The 20,889-nt window shown below is 69.2% G+C and carries 20 protein-coding genes; 11 read left to right on the plus strand and 9 right to left on the minus strand.

All coding sequences use genetic code 11. From position 1 onward, the window contains the following. Positions 1–41: 41 nt before the first annotated feature. Positions 42–1,268, minus strand: coding sequence for a ketosynthase chain-length factor (locus ABZV44_RS19935; RefSeq protein WP_354838066.1), 1,227 nt, complete (start codon positions 1,266–1,268; stop codon positions 42–44). Then, a complete protein-coding gene (locus ABZV44_RS19940; protein ID WP_354838068.1) occupies positions 1,265–2,560 on the minus strand; it encodes a beta-ketoacyl-[acyl-carrier-protein] synthase family protein in 1,296 nt (431 codons plus the stop codon). Before ABZV44_RS19940 ends, ABZV44_RS19935 begins: the two co-directional genes overlap by 4 nt. Positions 2,561–2,763: 203 nt before the next feature. Here ABZV44_RS19940 and ABZV44_RS19945 point away from each other — a divergent pair, with 203 nt between their 5' ends. Continuing rightward, the gene (locus tag ABZV44_RS19945) at positions 2,764–3,510 is read left to right on the plus strand and encodes an SDR family oxidoreductase (protein ID WP_354838070.1); all 747 of its coding nucleotides are present in this window, start codon (positions 2,764–2,766) and stop codon (positions 3,508–3,510) included. A 6-nt stretch (positions 3,511–3,516) separates the two neighbouring features. On the opposite strand, the gene ABZV44_RS19950 is transcribed toward ABZV44_RS19945, so the two are convergent. Continuing rightward, entirely contained in the window at positions 3,517–4,440 is a 924-nt protein-coding gene (locus ABZV44_RS19950; RefSeq protein ID WP_354838072.1) for a zinc-binding dehydrogenase, read from the minus strand. A 144-nt stretch (positions 4,441–4,584) separates the two neighbouring features. Here ABZV44_RS19950 and ABZV44_RS19955 point away from each other — a divergent pair, with 144 nt between their 5' ends. From ABZV44_RS19955 to ABZV44_RS19970, 4 genes are read left to right on the plus strand one after another with little or no spacing between them, the layout of a single operon-like run. Next, on the plus strand, positions 4,585–6,210 hold the full coding sequence (locus ABZV44_RS19955) for an ABC transporter substrate-binding protein (RefSeq protein WP_354838074.1): 1,626 nt from the start codon (positions 4,585–4,587) through the stop codon (positions 6,208–6,210). Continuing rightward, complete coding sequence (locus tag ABZV44_RS19960; RefSeq protein ID WP_354838076.1) at positions 6,198–7,160, plus strand: ABC transporter permease; 963 nt, start codon at positions 6,198–6,200, stop codon at positions 7,158–7,160. Before ABZV44_RS19955 ends, ABZV44_RS19960 begins: the two co-directional genes overlap by 13 nt. Beyond that, on the plus strand, positions 7,157–7,984 hold the full coding sequence (locus ABZV44_RS19965; RefSeq protein WP_354838078.1) for an ABC transporter permease: 828 nt from the start codon (positions 7,157–7,159) through the stop codon (positions 7,982–7,984). Before ABZV44_RS19960 ends, ABZV44_RS19965 begins: the two co-directional genes overlap by 4 nt. Beyond that, positions 7,962–9,647, plus strand: coding sequence for an ABC transporter ATP-binding protein (locus tag ABZV44_RS19970; protein WP_354838080.1), 1,686 nt, complete (start codon positions 7,962–7,964; stop codon positions 9,645–9,647). Before ABZV44_RS19965 ends, ABZV44_RS19970 begins: the two co-directional genes overlap by 23 nt. Here the strand turns inward: ABZV44_RS19970 and ABZV44_RS19975 are convergent. The 4 genes from ABZV44_RS19975 to ABZV44_RS19990 form a co-directional block, all read right to left on the minus strand. Continuing rightward, positions 9,587–10,444, minus strand: coding sequence for an AfsR/SARP family transcriptional regulator (locus ABZV44_RS19975; protein ID WP_354838082.1), 858 nt, complete (start codon positions 10,442–10,444; stop codon positions 9,587–9,589). The two genes, ABZV44_RS19970 and ABZV44_RS19975, sit on opposite strands and share 61 nt — an antisense overlap. Positions 10,445–10,491: 47 nt before the next feature. After that, complete coding sequence (locus ABZV44_RS19980) at positions 10,492–11,154, minus strand: TetR/AcrR family transcriptional regulator (RefSeq protein WP_354838084.1); 663 nt, start codon at positions 11,152–11,154, stop codon at positions 10,492–10,494. A gap of 170 nt (positions 11,155–11,324) precedes the next feature. Then, the gene (locus tag ABZV44_RS19985) at positions 11,325–12,227 is read right to left on the minus strand and encodes an MBL fold metallo-hydrolase (protein ID WP_354838086.1); all 903 of its coding nucleotides are present in this window, start codon (positions 12,225–12,227) and stop codon (positions 11,325–11,327) included. Further along, a complete protein-coding gene (locus ABZV44_RS19990; protein WP_354838088.1) occupies positions 12,224–12,562 on the minus strand; it encodes an antibiotic biosynthesis monooxygenase family protein in 339 nt (112 codons plus the stop codon). Before ABZV44_RS19990 ends, ABZV44_RS19985 begins: the two co-directional genes overlap by 4 nt. A 200-nt stretch (positions 12,563–12,762) precedes the next feature. Between ABZV44_RS19990 and ABZV44_RS19995 the strand changes: the two genes are divergently transcribed. Continuing rightward, positions 12,763–14,295, plus strand: a complete 1,533-nt coding sequence (locus ABZV44_RS19995) for an MFS transporter (RefSeq protein ID WP_354838090.1) — start codon at positions 12,763–12,765, stop codon at positions 14,293–14,295. Between the two features lie 20 nt (positions 14,296–14,315). Here the strand turns inward: ABZV44_RS19995 and ABZV44_RS20000 are convergent, their stop codons facing one another. Beyond that, complete coding sequence (locus ABZV44_RS20000; RefSeq protein ID WP_354838092.1) at positions 14,316–15,170, minus strand: NAD(P)H-binding protein; 855 nt, start codon at positions 15,168–15,170, stop codon at positions 14,316–14,318. A gap of 162 nt (positions 15,171–15,332) precedes the next feature. Between ABZV44_RS20000 and ABZV44_RS20005 the strand changes: the two genes are divergently transcribed. From ABZV44_RS20005 to ABZV44_RS20025, 5 genes are read left to right on the plus strand one after another with little or no spacing between them, the layout of a single operon-like run. Then, positions 15,333–16,427: a methyltransferase gene (locus ABZV44_RS20005; RefSeq protein WP_354838094.1), complete on the plus strand. Its 1,095-nt coding sequence runs from the start codon at positions 15,333–15,335 to the stop codon at positions 16,425–16,427. Beyond that, positions 16,396–17,439, plus strand: coding sequence for a phosphotransferase family protein (locus ABZV44_RS20010; RefSeq protein ID WP_354838096.1), 1,044 nt, complete (start codon positions 16,396–16,398; stop codon positions 17,437–17,439). The genes ABZV44_RS20005 and ABZV44_RS20010 overlap by 32 nt, the downstream gene beginning before the upstream one ends. Next, positions 17,436–18,461 (plus strand): MsnO8 family LLM class oxidoreductase, encoded by a 1,026-nt coding sequence (locus ABZV44_RS20015; RefSeq protein WP_354838098.1) that lies wholly within the window; start codon positions 17,436–17,438, stop codon positions 18,459–18,461. The genes ABZV44_RS20010 and ABZV44_RS20015 overlap by 4 nt, the downstream gene beginning before the upstream one ends. Beyond that, the gene (locus ABZV44_RS20020; protein ID WP_354838100.1) at positions 18,458–19,576 is read left to right on the plus strand and encodes an LLM class flavin-dependent oxidoreductase; all 1,119 of its coding nucleotides are present in this window, start codon (positions 18,458–18,460) and stop codon (positions 19,574–19,576) included. The genes ABZV44_RS20015 and ABZV44_RS20020 overlap by 4 nt, the downstream gene beginning before the upstream one ends. A 30-nt stretch (positions 19,577–19,606) precedes the next feature. Next, entirely contained in the window at positions 19,607–19,906 is a 300-nt protein-coding gene (locus ABZV44_RS20025) for a muconolactone Delta-isomerase family protein (protein ID WP_354838102.1), read from the plus strand. A 57-nt stretch (positions 19,907–19,963) separates the two neighbouring features. On the opposite strand, the gene ABZV44_RS20030 is transcribed toward ABZV44_RS20025, so the two are convergent. Beyond that, positions 19,964–20,836 (minus strand): alpha/beta hydrolase, encoded by an 873-nt coding sequence (locus ABZV44_RS20030; RefSeq protein WP_354838104.1) that lies wholly within the window; start codon positions 20,834–20,836, stop codon positions 19,964–19,966. Between the last annotated feature and the right edge of the window lie 53 nt (positions 20,837–20,889).

The following is a 20,889-nucleotide window of genomic DNA, read 5'->3' on the forward strand; positions in this document are numbered from 1 at the left end:
GCTTCCCTTCTCGGTCGGGTGCTGTTGGGGGAGTGGCATTTTCATCGGACGCCGCGCAGGACCACCGCCGAGGTGAATCCGCGCCCACCGCGGGCGAGCACGAGCGCGGCCGGTGTGGTCAGCTCACGCGGCTCCCGGACCAGGTCCAGGCGGGTGGGACAGGGATAGTGCTCGAGGCCGGGGGTGGGCGGGATGGTGCGGCTGTCCAGCGTGAGGGCGGCCGCGGCGATATCGAGCGCCCCGCCGCCCGCGAACAGTCGCCCGGTCCCGGTCTTGGGTGCGGTCACCGGGACCCGGTGCGCGCCGAATACCGTGTCGAGCGCGGCGATTTCGTGATCGTCCTGTTCGCGGACTCCGGCCGCGTCGGCGAACACCACCCCGATCTCCCCGGGCGCGGCGCGGGCGTCGGCGAGCGCGGCCCGGATGATCCGGGCCAACGCCGGTGGCCGCGGCGAGCCGGGCCGCGGATCGAATCCGCTGGCATACCCGCTGATGTGGGCGTAGACGCGCGCGCCGCGGTCGCGTGCCCGGTCCGGATGTTCGAGGACGGTCAAGGCGCCGCCTTCGCCGGGTACGAAACCCTCGGCGGTGTCGGCGAATGGCTGGTAGGCCCGTTTCGGGTCGGTGCTCGTGCTGACATTTCCCCCGGCGAGCGTGGCCAGCCAGCCCCACGGCGAGAGCACGGAATCGAAACCGCCGGTGAGCACCAGCGGGGTGCCCGCGCGCACCAGCCGGCGCGCCTTACCGACCGCGTCGAGGCTGCCCGCCTGGTCGGCCACCACGACACTGGAGGGTCCGCGCGCGCCGTGCCTGATCGCGAGCTGCCCGGTGTTCACGGCGTAGAACCAGGCGAAAGACTGATACCCGCTGACATGGCGACTGCCCTGGGCCCATAGTTTCTGCAGCTCCTTCTGCCCGAACTCGAAGCCGCCGCTGGTGCTGGCGGTGACCACTCCGAGTTCGAAGTCGTCCCGGTCGTCCGGGGTGATGCCGGCGTCACGCAGCGCGGCGTCGGAGGACACCAGGGCATGCCGGGTGGAAATGTCGGTTTGCGGAAGCAGGCGGCCGGACAGCGGCGAGGGGTCGAAGTCGCGAATCTCCCCGGCCAGGGTGGCGGTGTACGGACTGGGATCGAAGCGGGTGATCCGGTCGATCGCCGAGCGCCCCGCGAGGGTGTTGCGCCAGTAGTCCGCCACGGTGACTCCGGTCGGCGCGTGAACGCCGATGCCGGTGACGGCGGGATCCACCGTGGCCGCGAGTCCGGTCATGGCGCGACCAGCACTGCGGCACTCTGGAATCCGCCGAATCCGCTGCCGACGCTCAGCACGGTGTCGGTGCGCTGGCCGCGCGCGGTCAGCGGCACGTAGTCGAGATCGCAGCCGGGGCCCGGGTTGTGCAGGTTGGCGGTCGGCGGGATGACGTCGGTGTCGATGGCCAGCGCCGAGGCGGCCAGTTCGAGGGAGCCGACAGCGCCGAGCGAGTGCCCGATCATGGACTTGATGGAGCTCATGGGAACGCGCCGGGCATGGTCGGCCAGCGCCCTTTTCACCGCGGCGGTCTCGTGCAGATCGTTCTGTTTGGTTCCGGAGCCGTGGGCGTTGACGTAATCGACCGCGGTGGGGTTCACCCGGGCCTGGTTCAGCGCGGCGCCGATGGCCTCGGCCATCTCCACTCCGTCGGGCCGCAGGCCGGTCATGTGAAAGGCATTGCCGCGCGTGGCGAATCCGGCGAACTCGGCGTAGATGTGCGCGCCTCGGGCGCGGGCCCGGTCCCAGTCCTCGAGGATCAGGGTCGCGGAACCCTCGCCGAGGACGAAGCCGTCCCGATCCCGGTCGAACGGACGCGACGCGTGTTCCGGGTCGTCGTTGTTGGGGCTGGTGGCCTTGATGGCATCGAAGCAGGCCACCGTGATCGGTGAGATCGGGGCCTCGCTGGCGCCGGTCACGACGATATCGGCGGCGCCCTCGCGGATCAGATCGGCGCCGTGGCCGACCGCGTCCAGCCCGGACGTGCAACCGGTGGAGACCACCGAGGTGGGTCCTTCGGCGCCGATCGTCCAAGCCAGTTCCGCGGCAATGGAACTGGGCACCAGGTAGTCGAAGAGCTGCGCCACAGCCCAGGCCGGGTCCACCAGCCATTCCCGGCCCTGATCGCTGACCAGGGAGTACTCGCGTTCCAGGCCCGTCGTGCACCCGACCGCGCTGCCGATGCTGATGCCGATCCGCGCGGGGTCCACCGTGCGGAGATCGAATCCACTGTCCTGCAAAGCTTCCCGTGCTGTGGTGACCGCGAACTGGGTGACCCGATCCCAGGCCCGCTCCTCGCGCCGGCTCAATCCGTGGTCATAGGGCCGGAAGTCGATCTCGCCCGCGATCCGGGACCGGTAGCCGCCGGTGTCGAACGAGCTGATCCGGCGGGTGGCGGTGCGGCCCGCGGTGAGCAGGTCCCAGAACTGGCCGGTGCCGACCGCTCCGGGAGCCAGTACGCCGATTCCCGTGATCGCGACCCGGCGCGGTCCGTGCGCCTCTGTTGTCTTTGCTTGCGCCCCAACGTATGCCATGTTCCATCCTTTCGAGTTCGGAACAACTGCCGGCGATCGCCACGACTTCGTGTCAGTGGCGTCGACACTCGCATCGGCTGCTGGAGGCGACGCCGACGAATACTGGAGGACCACTGGAATCGGTTGCTCCAGCGATCCTGTAGGCGGTTGCCGGGCGGGTGTGGGCACAGTCGAGCGGCGACTGTCCACCTGGAGGAGAAGTAATGACTGTGCAGCCGAATGGTCTGGCCGAACGCCGCATCGTGATCACCGGAGGTGGCCGCGGGCTGGGCCGCGTGGTGGCCGAGGATCTGCTCCACCACGGCGCGCGCGTAATGATCGTCGGCAGGGAATCGACTGCGACACAGTGGATTCAGGAGCATCCCGCCGGGAGCGCCGTGACTGCGGATGTCACCGACGCCGTGCAGCTGGCGGCGGCCTTCGCCGAGGCCGGCAGCAGGCTCGGCGGTGTCGATGTGGTGTTCGCGAACGCCGGCGTGAGCCGCCCCGGCCCCTTGGCGGTCACGCCGCCGGCGAATTTCACCACGGTGCTCGAAACCAATGTCGTCGGAACGTTTCTCACCCTGCAGGCGGCGGTGCCCTATCTGGCCGACTCCGGGTCCGCCCGGTTCATCGCCCTGTCGTCGGCCCTGGCGCGGCGGATCGCGCCGGGCGCGGGCGCGTACTCGATCAGCAAGGCGGCCATCGAGGCACTGGTCCGCATCGCGGCGATAGAGCTTGCGCCGCAATCTATCTCGGTGAACGCCCTGTCTCCCGGTTTCGTCGACGAGGGGATGGGCCGCGATCTCATCGCTAATCCACCGGTGTGGGGCCGGTACCTACCGACCATCGCGGCGGGTAGGCCGGGGCGGGCCCAGGAGATCGCCGATGTGGCCCGGTTCCTTGCGGGTCCGGACTCGGACTACGTCAACGGCCATGTGCTCGAGGTGAACGGCGGCCTCGCGTTCTGACGCCTGCTACCAGTGCAGAACCGCCTTGCCGTGAAAGGTCCGCTCCCGGAGTGCGGACAGCGTGTCGTCGAGCGTGTCCAGCGGCCCGGTCCGGTGCACGGCGAGGCTCAAATCCCCTGCGGCCCAGCGCCGTCCGAGCCAGAGCAGATCGTCGGCGGCTCCGATCCCGGCGTCGAGCTCGTCGAACAGGTTCACGTAGCTCAGACTCACCCCGGGCCGCCGATGTCCCCAATCGACCGGCAGCTCGAGCGGCGCGCGGACGGTATTGCCGAAACTCACCAGCACACCTCGCGGTTTCAGCAGCTCGAAAGCCGCCTGCAGCGTCGGTCCGCCGACACTGTCGAACACGACGTCGACCGGCCTCGGTGCGGCCGGTTCGCCTTCCGGAGAGACGACATCGAGCCCGGCACCGGTGATTTCGAGACCGGTGCCGGTGAACCGGTGCCGGACCGACAGCACCTCGGCCCCGGCAGTGTGCGCGAGTTGCGCCAGCACCCCGCCGACGCCGCCACTCGTTCCGGTGACCAGCACCGTCCTGCCGATGATCGGCCCGGCCCGCCGGATGGCCGCGAGCGCCGTCAACCCGGCCACGGGCAGCGCGGCGAGATCGACGGCCGTGCCGGGGTCGTCGATGACCGCGACGTCGCGGCGCGGCACGGCGACCCGATCGGCCCACCCGTCGCCGCGCGCGAGCGCGACGACGGCCCGCGAGTGCGCCGGCCCGTCCGCGCCGGCGTCCTCGATCGTGCCGAGAATGTCCCAGCCGAGCCGGGACCCCGCCGGAAGTCGCTCCGCCCGGGTCAGCTCACCCCGGTTGATCCCGATGGCCCGCACCCGGACCAGCACCTCACCGGGCCCCGGCGTCGGCTCGCCGACCTCGATCAGCCGCGTCGGCCTCTGCCGGTCGCCGGTGGTCACTACCGCTCTCATCGCACACCCGTCCTGTCTCGCGTATTCACGCGATCCAGCAAAACGACTGCCGCGCAACGCTGTCCAGCAAGCGCCGGACGCCTTCCAGCGTTCCTCCAGCGGCGCCGGAGTGCGGCTGCATCAGCGGCGACAACACTGCGAACCATGATGGGTAGAACCGTGTGGCCGCTGGCCGCCCTGTTGACCGCTGCCGCGCTGGTCGCGGGCTGCTCCCCGGGTACGGATAGCGGGGGATCGGACGGGCCGCCGGTGGCCGGCGGCACGCTGCGTTTCGCGCTGCCCTCGGAGCCGAGTTGCCTGGACCCGGGGGTGAGTCCCGCCGACGCCACCGCCCTGATCGATCGCGGTGTGGTGGATTCCCTGGTGGCGCAGGGCAATGACAACACCTTCCACCCGTGGCTGGCGAAGAGCTGGACGATCAGCGATGACCTGACGCGGTACGTCTTCACCCTGCGCGACGATGTGGTGTTCCACGACGGCACCCGGCTCGACGCCGCCGCGGTCAAAGCGAACTTCGACCGGATCGTCGATCCGAACACCAAATCCCAATGGGCGGCAACGCTGCTGGGACCGTACAGCCGGTCGACCGTGATCGGCGAGCACACCGTCGAGGTGGCCTTCACCGAGCCATTCCAGCCGTTCCTCGCGGCGGCGAGCACCACCGCCCTGGGTATCCAGTCGCCGAAGAACTTCGCCGACAACGCCGGCAAGCTCTGCGATCACGTGGTCGGGTCGGGTCCGTTCACCTTTGCCGGGCATACCGCGCAGCAGAGCGTCGGCCTCGCCAAGTTCGCCGGATATGACTGGGCTCCTGAGACTTCGGCGCATGCGGGGCCCGCGCGCCTCGATGGTGTCGATTTCCGTTTCGTGCCGGAGAACTCGACCCGCATCGGGGCGTTGACCAGCGGCCAAGTCGACGGACTGCTGTCGGTGCCCGCCCAGAACGTCAGCGACCTGAAGTCGGATCCTTCGCTTCGGTACACCCGCTACGACGCACAGGGCACCGGCTACGGCGTCTACATCAATACGCGGCGGGGTCCGTGGCAGGACCCACGCGTCCGCCGGGCGTTGCAAGTATCGACCGATGTCGACTCGATCCTGTCCTCGATCTATTTCGGCGTCTACAGCCGGTCGTGGAGCATCCTGACCCCGGCTACCCAGTTCTACGATGCGGCACTGGAGAATTCGTGGAACTACAGCACCGACGAGGCCAACCGGCTGCTCGACGAGGCCGGGTGGAACCAGCGGGACGCAGCGGGCTACCGGGTCAAGGATGGCGTCCGGCTCCGCGCGAACTGGACGACCACCAAGGCACAGGACGAATCCAACTATCGAGGCCTGGTCGGGCTGGCCATCGTCGCCTCGGCCAAGAAGGTCGGCATCGAGATCGTCCGCACCAATGTCCAGACCGGTGAGCTCTTCCAGCTCGTCGCGCGCGGCGACTACGACCTGTTCGACACCAGCTGGTCATCCAACTCGCCGGACATCATGCGCAGCTTCCTGCTCTCGACCGCCAAACCCATGGCGGGACAGAATATTTCGTGGGTGAACGACCCGCAGGTAGACGCGTGGGTCGGCAATGCCGCGCGCACCCTCGACGCGGGCGCGCAGCGCGCGGACTATGCCGCCGCCCAGCACTGGGCCATCGATCAGGCGGTGCTCGTTCCGATCTTCGTGCCCGCCAGCCAGGTCGCGACCCGGACCCGGGTGCACGGTATCGCCGCGGCCCCGGCGTCGTACCCGGTCTTCTACGATGCGTGGCTGAACTGATGGCCGCCCTGGTGACCGTCGCCGGTGCGATCCTGCGCCGGGTACTCGGAATCGCCGGAATCCTCACGGGGGTCGCGACCGTGACGTTCCTCGCCATGTCCCTCGTGCCCGGCGATCCGGCCTACGCCATGCTCGGGAATGCGCCCGCGACCCCGGCGACCCTCGCCGCCATCCGTGCACAGATGGGCCTGGACGAGCCGCTGCCGCAGCGGTTCCTGCACTATCTGGGCCGCCTGGCCCGCGGCGATTTCGGCGAGTCCTTCCAGAGACAGCAGCCGGTACTGCATGTGATCGGCGAACAACTCGCTCCGACACTGGAACTCGCCGCAGCGGCCATCACCCTCGGCGTCGCGGGTGCGCTGGTCACGGTGGTCGCCACCTCGGGGACACGCCGCGCGCCGCGGGCGATCGCCCATGCGCTGGAGCTGATGGCGGTATCCACGCCGACCTTTTGGACCGGCACCCTGCTGCTGGCGGGTCTCTCGTTCCGCCTGCACCTGTTTCCCTCGACCGGGTCCGGTCCGGCGGCCCTGGTCCTGCCCGCGACCACTCTGGCCGTGCCCATCGGCGCGCTGCTGGCCCAGGTGATGCGGGACGGCGTGGACGCGGTCATGCTGTCCCCGTTCGTGCTCAGCGCCCGCGCCCGGGGGCTGGGTGAGCTGGACATCCGAATCCATCACGCGCTGCGGCACACGCTGCTGTCCGCCGTCACGGTCAGCGGTTGGCTGGTCGGCGGTCTGCTCAGCGGCGCGGTGCTGGTCGAGACGGTGTTCGCGCGCCCCGGTCTGGGGCGAGTCTTGTTGTCGGCGGTCACTACTCACGATTTTCCGGTGGTCATCGCACTGGTCATGTCCGGCTCGCTACTGTTCATCGCCGTCAATTCCGTGGTGGACCTGGCCTACCGGGTCATCGATCCGCGCTCGGCGACGCCCTCGGAGGTGGCCCGGTGACCGCGACGCCGAATGCGCGGCTGCTCCTGCCCGGCCTCGTCGCCGTCGTGCTGGCGGCCTGTGTCCTCGTGCCCGGCTGGATCGCGACGCGATCGCCCATCGAAGTCGATCTGGGTGAGGCGCTGGCGACGCCCGGCCGCCACCACTTCCTCGGCACCGATCAGCTCGGACGAGACATCTTCGCGCGCATTGTCTTCGGCGCCCGCTATTCGATCCTCGTCGGTCTCACCGCGACCCTGCTGGCCGTCCTCGGCGGCACGCTGATCGGGCTGTGCGCGGCGCTCGGCGGCCGGCTCATCGACACCGTCATCGCGCGGGGGCTGGACATCGTGCTGGCGTTTCCGGGCGTCCTGCTGACGCTGTTGGTGATCGCGATGCTCGGGCAGGGGGCGGGCAGCCTGATCGCGGCGATCGCCATCGCCGAATCCGCCTCGTACGCCAGGCTGGTCAGGTCGCAGGCCCTGGTGGTGCGGAACGCCGACTACGTCCGGGCATCGATCGCGCTGGGCCGCTCGCCCGGATATCGGATCGTGCGCCACATCGTCCCGAACTCGCTGCGCCCGACCGTCGTGCTGGCGACCCTCGGCGTCGGCAGCTCGATCTTGATCGGCTCGGCCCTGAGTTTCCTGGGGCTCGGCCCGAAAGAGCCCACTCCCGAATGGGGTTCGATGCTCGCGGCGGGCCGTGAACTGTTGTCCAAGTCGTGGTGGGTGGCCGTTCCGCCCGGAGCCGCCATCACCCTCACCGTCGTCACCGTCACCGTGCTCGGCCGGGCACTGCAACAACGTTGGGAGGGCGGCCTTGCCCGTTCTGCACGTCGATGATCTGCACGTCTCCTTCGGCCGGGGCGGTGACCGGGTAGCGGCGGTGCGCGGCATCGGGTTCGAGCTCGCGGCCGGTGAATGCCTGGCGATCGTGGGGGAATCCGGGTCCGGCAAGAGCGTCACCGCCCGCGCGCTGCTGGGCCTGACCGGACCGGGTTCGACGGTCGCCGCGCGGTCCCTGCGCCTGGGCGATATCGATCTGGATCGATTGTCCGCGCGCGAGTGGCGTTCCGTGCGCGGTCGGGAGATCGCGCTGATTTTGCAGGACGCGCTGATCTCGCTCGACCCGCTGCGGCCGGTCGCGGCCGAGGTGGGCGACACGCTCCGCGCGCACCGGCTCGCGCGCTCCGCGGCCGACCGCGCCCGCCGGGTCGACGAGTTGCTGCGATCGGTCGGTATCGACGATCCGGAACTACGCAGGACCCTGCGCCCCCACCAGCTTTCGGGCGGACAGCGGCAGCGGGTATTGATCGCGTCCGCCCTCGCGGGGCGGCCGAAGGTGATCATCGCCGACGAGCCGACGACGGCCCTCGACGCCACCGTGCAGGCCCGGATACTGAAACTGCTGGCCGCCCTGCGCGATGACGGCACCGCCCTGCTGCTGGTCAGTCACGACCTGTCGGTGGTCGCCGGAATCGCCGACCGGGTCGCGGTCATGCACGAGGGCCGCATTGTCGAACAGGGCCCGGCCGCCCGGGTTCTCGGCGCACCCGAGCACCCCTACACCCGCCGCCTGCTGGCGGCGGTCCCGACTCCCGAGAAACGAGGCAGGCCGCTGTCGGGGGACGGCCGGGCCGCCGCGCGATCGGAACCGGCGGCCCGCCCCGCCGCCGGGATCGAATCCGCCCCGCCCGCCCTGTCCGTGACGGGGTTGTGCAAGTCGTTCCGCGTGGCCCGCGGCCGGTCGGTGGCGGCCGTCACCGAGGTCGGCTTCGAGCTGCCGGTCGGCACCACGCTGGGCCTGGTCGGCGAATCCGGCTCCGGCAAGAGCACCACCGCCGCACTGGTTCTCGGCCTGCTGCGACCGGACGCCGGCACCGTCACCCTCGGCGGCCAACCCTGGAGCGCCCTGCCCGAGCGGGCCCGCCGGGCCCGGCGTCCGCAGGTCGGCGTCGTCTGGCAGGACCCGGCGAGTTCGTTCGATCCCCGCTGGGACGTCACCCGGATCATCGGTGAGGCCCTGCCCACGCGCGGGCGCAGCGCCGCCGATCGGCGCAAGCGAATCCTGAGCCTGCTCGATTCCGTCGGTCTGCCACAGACTTTCGAACGGCGGCGGCCCGGCGAGATGTCCGGCGGGCAGCGCCAGCGGGTGGCCATCGCCCGCGCCCTGGCCTCCGATCCCGCCGTCCTGATCTGTGACGAGCCGGTCTCCGCCCTGGACGTCACGATCCAGGCGCAGATCCTGGATCTGCTCGCGGATCTGAAAGCCCAACGGGGACTGTCGATGCTGTTCGTTTCGCACGATCTCGCGGTCGTGCAGCACCTCAGCGACTCCGTGGCGGTGATGGCCGCGGGCCGAATCGTGGAGCAGGGGAGTGTCGACCAGGTCTTCGACACTCCCCAGCACGATGTCACCGGGGCCCTGCTCGCCGCGGTCCGGCTTCAGCCGCAGAGCGAATCCACCTGCGGTCGTAGTCGACCCGCGATGAGCTCGGCCGAATAGCGAGAGGCGGCGACGATTTTCGGTGGCGGAGCCAGCTCCGGGGCGCTGCGCAGCACCTTGTGGTGCAGTTGCTGCAGCGCCGGGGTGGGCTCCAGGCCCAGCTCCTCGGCCAGCCGGTGCCGCAACCGCTCGTACACCTGCAGCGCGTGCGCCTGCCTGCCGGAGCGGTAGAGCGCGATGATCAGATGCGCGTGCAGGCTCTCCAGCAGCGGCGAGCGCTGCACCATGCCGCTGAGTTCACCGATCAGTTCGCGATGACGGCCCAGCCGCAGATCCACCTCGATGCGGTGTTCGAGGATCGACAGCCGCACCTCGTTCAGGCTGGTGGCCCACATGGTCAGCACCGGACCGGGTTTGATGTCGGTGAAGACCGGGCCGCGCCACACCGCCAGGGCCGCGCGCAGCGCGCTGTCGGCGCTGTCGTCGTCCTCGGCCGCCAGTGCCATCCGGGCCAGCCGGACCTTGTCCTCGAAGACGTCGACATCGAATTCCCCGGGACCCACATGCAGGAGGTAGCCGCGTTCGCGGGTCTCCAGCCGGGACTCGCCCCGATCCAGGTTCGAGCTGTGTTCGCCGAGGCATTTGCGCAACTGCATGACATAGGTCTGGAGCGTGGAGGCCGCCGAGGACGGCGGCGCGGACTCCCACAGTTCCTCGATGCAGTAGTCGGCCGAGATCACCCGGTTCGCGTTCATCAACAGCAGGGCGAGCAGTTGGCGCTGCTTCGGTGCGCTCGGGACTGCGCCGACACCGTCGATGCAGCACTGCAGTGATCCCAATACCCCGAATTTGATCATGTGAAGCTCCCGAGCTGTATGAAGATTTCAGCGCGCCGGAAATCCGGTCACGCTGGTCGTTCGATCGCGTAGGCGCGCAGAATCAGTCGTGCGGCGCGCGCCGAGATCTCCGCGGCCCGGTCCGGCGTGAGCGCGATGGTGCCGAAGGCCGAGGCCTGCTGGCCGTCGTGGGACAGCTGCGCGAAGAACTGGCCCGCCACCTCCGCCGGTTCGGTCGTCTCCAGAATGCCCGCCGCGGCGAGCACTTCGAAGCGATGGGCGAGCCATCCGGCGATCCGCGGCCCCTGCGCCACGGATTGATCGGCACAGACCTGATGCAGGTCCGGATGCCGCGCCACCTCACCGACGATCAGCCGCCGTACCGCGGACACCCGCTCGGACAGGGTCACCGCGAGGAACAAACGCCCCACGGTGACCAGATCCTCGAAGACGGTGTCCGGATTCCGCAGCAGGCGCGGATCGAGTTCGTCGGCCGTATCGGCCGCTGCCCGCACCCCGGCGAGTACCACCCGGAACAGGGTCCGTTTGTCGCCGAAGTAGTTGTAGATCGTCTGCTTGGACACGCCGGCCTGCTCGGCGATGGCATCGACACTGGTTCGCTCGTAACCGAATTCGAGGAACGAGTCCGTGGCGGCATCCACGATCACCGACCGCTTGTTCGCCGCGCGTGATTCCAGCGCGACTGCGGCCCGGGACGAAGCTGACACCATGGGCACACTCCTTCATTCGAAATGCGATCCGATTCCACAGGCTAGCCAGCGTCCGCCGGGTGCGGAATCGTCCCGCTCGCCGTGATCGGAAGGCTTCATCAGTATTTCATAATCTGTTACGGCACAGTCGAATTGGTGACATCGGCAATCGGCGGGTGGGCGTGCCGAGGTCAGGCGGAGGCCGGGATCGAATGCCCCAGGAAGGCCGCCATATCCGCCAGGACCGGTCCCGAGCGGATCGGCGCGGCGGTGTCCGCGATCTCGGCGTACGCACAATGGAGATTAGCCACCAAACGCTCCGGTTCATTCCACGACGACCACGGATGGCCGCCCAGTCGCGCCGGATCGACCTGGCGGGCCGCCTCGAGTGGCGTCGCGCCGGACGGCATCGCGTCCCGGGCCACCGCGAGCAGCCAGCCGAGATAGTCGCGGGTCTCGGTGAGGACGTGACGGTCGGCGACCTCACCGTGGCCGCCGATGATGGTCTCGGGCGCGAGGTCCCGCAGCCGATCGATCCAGTCGAGCATGCCGTGCACCGAACCCGACAGCAGGAACGGTGTCGTGCCGGGCATGACGAGATCACCCGCGATGAGGACCCGCGCGTGCGGCACCCACACCGCCAGATCGGCGTCGGTGTGTCCGATACCCCCGGTGAGCAGGTGGATCTCGCGCTCACCGGCGTGCAGGACGGCCCGATCACCCACCCCGACACCGGGCAGCACCAAAGGCAGGTCCCCCCAATCGATCTCGGGCCACAGGGCTCGCACCGCCCAGCCGTTGCGAGCCATCGCCGGCCGGCACCGTCGATGCGCGACGACCGGAGCCGGGGCGAACAGCGCGTTCCCCGCCGTGTGGTCCCCGTGCCAGTGGGTGTTGATCACCATCGCCGGTGAGCCCGCGCCCATCCGCATCAGCGCGGAACGCAAACCGCGGGCTCGGCTTTCGGTGCCCAGCGTGTCCACCAGAACGGATTCGCCGTCAGCGCGGACGAGCGCGGCATTGCTCACGCACCAGCCGCCGGGGCGCTCGATATAGGCGAAGACGTCGTCGGCGACCTCGTCGAGTGCACTCACCCCGACCGACCGGCCGATCGAATGATCCGGCACAGCTGCGGATCTCCGGCCGCCACCTCACCGACCCGGGTGCGGGTGCGGAATTCCGGATTCGAGGTCGCGCGCAGGAATGCCTCGCGGCCGGACCAGCGAGCGATATTGATGTAGACGTCCGGATCGCTCTCGGATTTGAGCAATTCGTAATGCCGGAAGCCGGGTTGCCGCGAGAAATAGTCCGCGACATCGGCATAGATCGATTCGAATCGCTCCGCCGGACCCGCCAGGCGCAAGACATTCACGAAGACGTACTCGGACTGCTGCCCGGCCGCTACCGGGTCGGTCGTTGGATCGGACACCGATCGTCCTCACTTCTCATCGATCGAACACGTGTCTCCAGCATGTGCGCGGGATCTGCAGAGCCACTGGAGTCCCGCTGGAGTCTTGCTGGAGTCCCGCTGGAGCCGGATTGACGGTGGACTCACGAGTCCAGATATTGGACCCATGAGTCCATCGGACTCGAATCACCTTCGTGTCCAAGGGAATTGGAGCCCAATCCATGTCCACACCGTCTCCGTCGCTCGACACCACACGGTCCCGGATTTCCCGTCCGCCGGATTGGGCGGTGCTGAGCCTGCTCTGCCTGGGGCAGCTGATCGTCGTCCTCGACCTTTCGATCGTCAATGTCGCGCTGCCCGCCATCCAGGGTTCGCTCGACTTCTCCGACGCCGGACTGCAGTGGGTGGTCAACGGCTACGCCATCACCTTCGCCGGCTTCCTGTTGCTCGGCGGCCGGGTCGCCGATCTGATCGGCCGCCGGCGGGTGTTCCTCATCGGCCTCACCATTTTCACCCTCGCCAGCCTGGCCGGTGGTCTGGCCAGATCGTCGGAATGGCTGGTGATCGCCCGCGTCATCCAGGGTTTCGGCGGTGCGCTGCTCTCGCCCGCCACCCTGGCGATCCTGTCGACCACCTTCACCGAGGGCAAGGCGCGGGCCCGTGCCACCGCGGCCTGGGGTGCGATCTCGGGGGCCGGTGCCGCACTGGGGTCGGTGCTCGGCGGTGTACTGACCGATATCGCCAGCTGGCAGTGGATCTTCTACGTCAATATCCCGCTCGGTGCGCTGGCCCTGGCACTGACCTATCCGTTGCTCGGTGAGAGCCGGGGCGCGGCGGGGAAGCGGCTCGACGGGGTCGGTGCCGTGCTCGTCACCACGGCGCTGGTGGCGCTGGTGTTCGGCGCGGTGGACTCCCAGAACCATGGCTGGTCCGCATCCTCGACCTGGGGGCCGATCGCAGGCGCGGCCGCGCTGCTGGTCTGGTTCACCCTGCACGAGGCGAAGGTGGCGGTCGCGCCGCTGATTCCGTTGTACGTCTTGAAGATCCGGTCGGTCGCCTTCGCCAATATCGTCATGTTCTGGATCGGCGCGGCGGTGATCGCGCACTTCTACTTCCTGTCGCTGTACATGCAGAACATCCTGGGCTACAACGCCTTCCGCACCGGCATCGCGTTCCTGCCGGGCGCGGTGGCGATGACCATCGGCGCGTACTCGGGTCCGCCGCTGGTCAAGCGATTCGGGGGCGTCCGCCCGCTGCTGACCGGCGCGCCCGCGTTGAGCGCGCTCGGACTGCTCTGGCTCGCGTTCGTCCCGGATCACGGCTCCTTCGCGCTGCATGTGCTGATCCCCCAGGTCCTGATCACCCTCGGTGCGGGTTTGGTGATGGTGCCGCTGGTCATTGCCGCCACCGGCGGCGTGGCGCCCGCCGAGGCCGGCGTGGCCTCCGGAATCATCAACACCACCAGGCAATTCGGTGGAGCCATCGGATTGGCGGTGCTGGCCACCATCGCTGCCTCCCGGACCGGTTCCGGCAGCGGCGGCCACCCGCCGTCGCACGCTGAGCTGCTGTCCGGCTATCACGCCGCGTTCGGTGTCGGCGCGGTCTTCGCGGTGGTAGCGCTGGGCTTCACCTTCGGTCTGCGGACCGTCGCGCCGCCCATACCGACGGCGGCGACCCCGGCGGAGCCGGAGATCGACGCACCTGAGTCCGATGCCGCTCTGGAGACCACCGAAAGCAGTCCCGCCCGCCCGTGACCGGCGCCGGGCGAGGGTCCTCACGAGTCGCCGAGGAACCTCGCCCGGTGGTCGCGCACGAACTTCTCATAGCTGATCGGCGGTGTCCCGGTGAGTATTTCGACGTCATCGAAGATCCGGCCGCGGACCGGGCCCGCGGCGGCACGGGCGGCGGTGACCGCGTCCGCGACCGTCGCGGGCACCCGGCGGGCCAGCCGCTCCCGCTCCTGCTCGATCGAGATCTCCCGCACGGCGATCGGCCGGCCGAGCACCTCGGCGAGGACGGCCACCTGCTCACGCGGGCTCACCGCCCGCGGGCCGCTGAGCCGCAGCACCGGTGCGCCGGCGGGGTCGGTCTCCGCGGACAGCGCCCGGGCTGCCACCCGCCCGATATCGCGGGGATCGAGATGGGCCGCGGGCAGATCGGGCAGCGCTACCTCGACCACGCCGGTGCCGAGAATCGAAGGGATCCACGCGAATGTATTGGAATAGAACCCGTTCGGCCGCAACACGATCGACGGAATGCCGGACTCGACGGCCACTCGCTCGCCCGCGGCATGCCAGCCGCCGAGCGCGCCGTCCGGATTCTCGTCCACTGCCAGCGACGAGACCGTGACCACCCGCCGCACGTCCGCCGCCGCCGCGGCCGCGACCACGGTGGCGTCCTGCCTCGCCTTCAGATGGCCGGAGGTCGCGATGAAGACCGAATCCACCCCCTCCAGTAGCGGATCCAGTGTGCGGGGAACATCGAGGTCCCCGGCCACGAATTCCACACTCGGCACCGGGGCGGTCCGGCCGGGATTTCTGGTCAGGGCGCGGACCTTCGCACCCCGCCGCGACAACTCCCGCACCGTCGCGGTGCCGACGATACCGGTGGCTCCGACCACGAGAATCATTCGAATCATCTCCCTTGCCACGCGATTCACTGCGACGGCGGGAGCGTATCCGGCAATTCGGGCGCACGGCCGAATGCCGGATCCACGCTCCAGAGATCCTCCAGGAGCCGTGCAGCAGCGCTTTCTACGGTCGATTCCGACGCCAAACCTCAGGAGGACTCGATGAGTCACGTCTCCACACCGCTGATCCCCGCTCCCGGTGACACTTTCGGCAACACCGATTCCGGAGGATCGCCCGCCCACATTCTCGGCCTGGTCTCCGGGGCCCGCCGTGCCCAGGTGGTGCTGGCCGCGGTGGAGCTCGACCTGTTCACCGCACTGGCCGACAAGGAGCTTCCGGCAGCCGAAATCACCACGATCACCGGCATTCAACCCGAATGGTCGCGCGATTTCCTCGATGCCGTCGCCATCACCGGACTGCTCATCACCGATCACGGTCGTTACGCGAACAGTCCCGATGCGGACCGTTATCTGGTGCGTGGCCGTCCCCACTATCTCGGCGGATTCCTGCGTTTCCTCGACAAGACCCTGCATCCGGCCTGGACCGGGCTCGCCGCCAGCCTGAAATCCGGGAAGCCGGCCAATTCCGATGCGGCGGACGGTGATCCATACGGCACCCTGTTCACCGACGCCGACGATCGTCGCGCCTTCTTCGAGGCGATGGATGTGCTCAACGCCCCCATCGGCGCGGCGCTGTCCCGGCTGGACTGGTCGCAGCGCACCACCTTCGCCGATATCGGCGGCGCGCGCGGAAATATCGCCGCGGAACTGGTGCGAGCCCACCCGCACCTCACCGCACGGGTCTTCGACCTACCCGAGGTCGAGCCCGAATTCGACGCCCACATCACCGAACTGGGGTTGACCGACCGGATCGCCTTCCGGCCCGGCGACTTCTTCACCGATCCGCTGCCCAGCGCCGATGTGCTCATTTTCGGGCATGTCCTGCACAACTGGCCCGTCCATCGGCGGCAGCAGCTCATCGCCGCCGCCTACGCGGCGCTGCCGGAGGGCGGCACCATCGCCATCTACGACCCGGTGCTCGATCCGGTCAGCCCCACCCCACCGGCCTTGCTCGCCAGCCTGAACATGCTGGTGTGGTCCTCCGGCGGCAGCGAGTACACCGTCGCGGAGGCCGAAACATGGCTGCGCGCAGTGGGATTCGTCGATATCGCCGCAGTTCCGCTCGGTCCGACATCCACGCTCATCACCGGCGAAAGGCCACATCATGGCGGTGCCACTGCAGCGATCGCCGAATAGCACCCGGGATCTGGTGCTGGGCTGGCTGTCCCGTACCTCGACCGGGTACGACATCGATCCGGACAGCGTCGATATCTCGCTGCCGCGCAACGGTTTCTCGGCGGAGACCATTCAGGTGACCGCGCGCGATATCGCGGGCGGCGCCCACCGTTCGATCATCCGGGTCGGCGCCACCGGAGAGAGGATCTATCCCACCGAATCGATCGTGGCGCAGGCCGATGCGCTGCGGGCGGTCCGCCGCCACAGCGATGTGCCCGTGCCCGAGGTGCTGGCCGTCGAACCCGATGCCACCGTGCTGGGTGCGCCGTTCTTCCTGATGGAGTTCGTCGACGGGCGGGTCCCGCCGGACTTTCCGTCCTACCACCGGTCGGGCTGGGTCGCCGACCTGGTGCCCAGCGAACGCACGGCGGTCTGGTGGGCGGCCCTGACCGCGCTCGAACGACTGCATTCGATCACGGCGGACACCGCCGATCTGCCCGATCTGGGTCCCGCGGGTCCCGCTGCGCAGGTGCGGTATTGGAGCGACGCGCTGGACTTCTACCGCTGTGCGGACGATCCGGTGATCCGGCGGGCCCAGCGGTGGCTGGCGGGCAATATTCCGGTTCCCCGGTCGCCGTACGTGCTGCTGTGGGGTGACGCCAGGCTCGGCAACATCATCTACCGCGATACCGAGGTCGCCGCCCTCGTCGACTGGGAGATGACCGGATACGGCGAACCCGAGAGCGATCTCGCCTGGTTTCTGTACCTGGACCGGCACCTGAGCCGGGGGATCGGCGCACAGCGACTGTACGGGCTGCCCGACCGGGACCGAACCGTCGAGGCGTACGCCGCGCTGTCCGGCCGGACGCTGCGAAATCTCACCTTCTACGAGGTGCTGGCCGGATTCAAATTCGCGCTCATCACCGCGGCGGTGACGCGCCGCGCGGAGCGCACCGGACTGCCCTCGGATACGCCATTTCCCTTGCACCGCAATGCGGTAGCCCTGCTCGACGAAACCCTGGAGGCGCTATGACCATCAGATTGTCCATCCTCGACCAGGCTCCGGTCCCCGAGGGCACGCTCCAGTCGCAGGCCCTGGCCAATTCTCTCGACCTCGCCCGCCACGCCGAACGCTTCGGCTACACCCGCTACTGGGTCGCCGAACACCATGCCATGTACTCGCACGCCATCTCGGCGCCCGAGATCCTGGTGACCGCGATCGCCTCGGCGACCTCGACGCTGCGGGTCGGATCGGGCGGGGTGCTGCTCACACACTACAGCCCGTTCAAGGTCGCCGAGACGTTCCGGACGCTGACGGCCCTGCATCCGGGCCGCATCGACCTCGGCATCGGACGGTCCACGGGCGCCGACGAGGTCGAGACCCTCGCACTGCGCCCGTCGCCCGAGGCCGGACGCGGACCGTCGATCGACGCGAAGGTCGAACAGCTGCGCGCCCATCTGGCCGGCTCCCCGGCCGTCGACGGGGCGCGCCGCGCCCCACTCGCGGTCCCGCTCGACGCGCCCGCACCGGATGTCTGGCTGCTGGGCAGCAGCCCCGGGAGCGCCGTGTCGGCGGGCCGGGCCGACATCGACTACGCGTTCGCGCATTTCATCAATCCGGGGGCGACCCGGGAGTCCATCGAGGCATACCACCGGCTCGCGCCCGGACGGTCGCCGATCGTCGCGATCACGGCGGTGGTCGCTGATACCGAGGCCGAAGCCGCACGACTGTACTCGGCCCAGCGCGCGGTGCGTAATCGGTTGTTCCGCAACGATGTCCGGCCGATTCCGGAGCCGGACACCGCGCTGGCAGAGCTGGCCCGCTACGGCGACATCCTCGAAAACGAGAACTTCGAATGGCCCCGGTACTTCTGGGGCACGCCCGACCGGGTCGGTGACCGAATCCGTTCGCTCGCCGCGAGTCTCGACGTCGAGGAGATCATCGTCGTCACCACGGTGCACGACCATCAGGCGCGGGTGCGCAGTTACGAACTCCTGGCCGCCGAGTTCGCGCTGCCGGCTCCCACCTCTTCACTCCAGGACGTGACGCGATGAAGTTCGGCATCAACCTCTTTCCCACCGTCGGCCCGCACGACCAGGCCCCGGTCGACTACTACGATCACGCGCTGTCGATCGCCGTCTATGCCGAAGAGCTCGGCTACCACCACGTCAAGACCGTCGAGCACTACTTCTTCGAATACGGCGGCTACAGCCCGGATCCCACCACCTTCCTGACCGCAGTCGCCGCCCGGACGGAGCGGATCCGGCTGATCACCGGCGCTGTGGTGCCCGCGTTCGATCATCCGATCAAACTCGCAGCGCGGCTGGCGGTGCTGGACAACATCAGCCACGGGCGGCTCGATGTCGGTGTCGCACGGGGATTCCTGCCGGACGAGTTCGCGGCTTTCCAACTGCCCCTGGATGATTCGCGGCCACGGTTCGACGCCACCGTGGCGGCGATCGTGGAGCTGTGGACGGGATCCGACGTCACCGTCGACAACGGCTTCCACTCGTTCGGACCGGTGACGCTGCAGCCGCGTCCTTTTCAGAGTCCGCACCCGCGGATCCTGGTGGCCACGGCGATCACCCCGGAGTCCGCCGAGCGGGCCGGCGCGGCCGGGTACGGGCTGCTGCTGGTGCCGTCGATCAATCCGCGGGAGAAGGTGCAGGACATCATCGCCCGGTATCGGGCGGCCCGGGAAGCCGCCGGATTCGACCCCGCCACAGCCGAAGTGCATCTGAGCTATAGCTCGTTTCTCGCCGACGACGCGGGCGACGCGCGCAGCCTCGGCGAGCAGTTCGCGAACACCAACCACCGTGCGCTGGCCCGGGCCGTGTCCGGCTGGTCGACCGCCCGCAGCACCCAGTACGAGGGGTACGAGAAGATCGTCGACCGGGTCGCGGGCGGGACCTTCGCCGCCCAGCTCGCCGCCGACAAGACCATAGTCGGGACGCCGGCCCAGGTCGTCGATCAGATCGCTCGTATCAGAGAGGCGTTCGGCGACGTGACGATCAGCCTGCAGACGCCGCCCAGCACCGCGCCCGAGGCCGTCGTGCGGCGCTCGGTGCAACTCTTCGCCGAGGACGTGCTGCCGCATTTCTCGACGCCCGTCGCACTCGACGGCACAGCTCCCGGCGTCGCGGCCGCGGCCGTCGCGCCGGGCCGATAGAAAACACCCGCACCAGAAGGAGTTTCGAGCATGGCGCTCTTCGCCGTCTTCACCAAGCAGCACCCCATCGGCATCAGCGCCGACGAATTCCGGCACCGGCTGCCGGAGGGATTCGCACACCACGTCGATCTCGTGAAGCGTGGCATCATCAAGCACAGCTGGATCATTGCCGGACAGTCCGGCGGGCTGAATGTCTACGAGGTGGCCAGCCACGAGGAACTCACCGACGCGCTGTACGGCAACCCGCTGTCCTCGCACCTGGAGTTCGAGGTCTTCCCGCTGTCGGACCCGGGTGGGTTCGATGTCGACGAATTCGCCACGCGGGACTAGGACATGCGAAAGCGGGGTGGTCGCCGATCGGTGACCACCCCGCTCTCGTGCATGCGGCTAGCGGCCGCGGGCCAGGAACGTCTCGACGACGGAGCTGAACTCGGGCGCGTTGTCGACCCACGGATAGTGGCCCGCTCCCGCGATCGACACGTGCGTCGCGACCGGGAACAGGGCGGCGGCGGCGTTTCCGGCCTCCACACCGGTCAGCGCGTCCGCGGCACCCGTCACGACCAGGACGGGTGCGGTGACCTGCCCGAACGTCGGCAGGAAGCGTTCGGGCTCGGTGCGATCGCCATTGCCGTGGAAGTGCTTCCACGCCTCGAGCGAGAACTGTTCGCGCTGTGTCGCGGCATGCGCGCGCTGCCTCTCACCCCACCCGCCGTACGCGGCCGGGACGTAGCGGTCCAGGAGGTCGAGCACGGCCTCGGGCGGATCCTGCGGCCCGGCCGCCGCCAATTCCCCGGCAGCGGTAAGCACCTCGTCGAACCACGGCTCGTCCGCGCGGGCATTCAGCAGGCTCGCGATATCGCCACCCCCGCCGAAGAAGTCCGGTCCCGGCACGACCAGCACCAAGCGGGACACCCGATCCGGATGATGCCCGGCGTACACGGCCGCGACCACCGCCCCCGACGAGTGGCCGAGCACATCGATCGTCTCCACCCCGAGATGGGATCGCAGCGCGTCCACGTCCCGGGCGAGCGACGGATAGGCGTACTTGGCCGGATTATCCGGGGCCGCAGTGGATCCCGTGCCGCGTGCGTCGTACCGGATCAGGGTCCGGCTCGCGGCGAGCCCCCCGAGGTCCTCGAGATACCGCGAATCCCGCGGTCCGCCCGGCACCACGACCAACGGTGGCCCCGATCCGATCGCCTCGAACGCCAGCTCGGCCCCATCGAACGACACTGCGATGCCATGAGTCGAAGTAGTCATAGCCCGAACCTACGAACCCCGGGTCCACTCTCCCTACGCCCTCGCTACAGCCC

The sequence above is a fragment of the Nocardia sp. NPDC004860 genome (assembly GCF_040609015.1).
GTDB lineage: Bacteria > Actinomycetota > Actinomycetes > Mycobacteriales > Mycobacteriaceae > Nocardia.